Annotated in this window: 1 protein-coding gene; it reads left to right on the top strand. The window is 36.9% G+C overall.

Translation table 11 applies throughout. From position 1 onward, the window contains the following. The first annotated feature begins 101 nt into the window (after positions 1–101). A complete protein-coding gene (locus IQ209_RS17885) occupies positions 102–1,136 on the top strand; it encodes an IS630 family transposase (protein WP_193852528.1) in 1,035 nt (344 codons plus the stop codon). Positions 1,137–1,153 lie beyond the last annotated feature (17 nt).

Raw genomic sequence — 1,153 nt, 5'->3', positions numbered from 1 at the left:
TAAATAACTTTTCAAAATGGTAGGAGTGTCGAAGAAACTCAGTCCAATTTTTGCGAATTTTGATTTTCCACAAACAAAAAAGCAAAAGAGAGGACTGAGTCATGCTTATCTTACCACCAACTTTCCGTATTGAACGCCGTTTGATGAAAAAAATTGCCCAAAAAACGCAAGATAAAGCCTATGCTATCCGGGTTATGGCCGTGCTTGCACTTTACCGAGGTGAATCAGTTTCTGTCGTAGCTAAAGAATTTTGTATCGCTCAATCTTCTGTATGGCGTTGGATTAAGCGTTTTAGAACATATGGTTGGATAGGATTGAAAAGTAAGCCAGCGGGCCGCCATCGCCAATGGGATCTGGCCCCACTTTTACCTTTTATTCTTCATTTACTGGAAATTTCGCCACAACAGCTCGATTATGTCCGTTCTCGCTGGAGTCTGGAGCTTTTTATTATTCAGATCAACAAAATAATAAACATGAAATTTTCAATCAGTACACTTTATCGATTTCTCCATAAAAATAAAATCGTTTGGCGACGGGTAGCCCCTACCGTACATAAACCAGACCCTAACTATGAGGAGAAAATGGCACGTATTAATCAGGCATTATCACAGGCATCAGAAGAAAATCCCGTCTTTTATGAGGATGAAGTGGATATTAATTTCAATCCCAAAATAGGTTCAGACTGGTATTTCAAAGGGCAGCAAAAAAGGCTCATTACACCGGGAAAAAATCAAAAATACTACTTTGCTGGTTGTTTTAATATTCAAACCAGAGAAATTGTCTATACGGGTTATAATAGAAAGAACTCTCAATTATTTATCAAAATTTTAGAGAAATTAAAGCACCATTACCGTCATGCAAAAACGCTAACCGTCATTTTAGATAATTACAGCATTCATACCAGCAAACAAGTCAAAGCCTGGTTGGAGCTAAATCCGACAGTAACACTGTTATTTCTTCCTATTTACTCTCCATGGTTGAATAAAATAGAACGGTTATGGCAATCATTGCATGAAACGGTGACACGAAATCATTATTGCCAATATATGTGGCAGCTAATCAAAAAAGTTAAGATTTTTTTGAATGCCGCTTCAGCAACCACATGGAAAGGAATAGGAAATATGAAACTCTCATGATTATGAAAAGTTATATA

The sequence above is a fragment of the Xenorhabdus sp. BG5 genome (genome assembly GCF_015163665.1).
In the GTDB taxonomy this organism is placed as follows: Bacteria; Pseudomonadota; Gammaproteobacteria; order Enterobacterales; family Enterobacteriaceae; genus Xenorhabdus.
Note: the sequence above shows the minus strand (reverse complement) of the source record. Positions and strands in the feature narration are given on the sequence as shown.

What these genes read in the sequence shown, in the direction of transcription:
- IQ209_RS17885 (WP_193852528.1), top strand. Translation starts at nt 102, where the DNA reads ATGCTTATCTTACCACCAACTTTCCGTATTGAACGCCGTTTGATGAAA.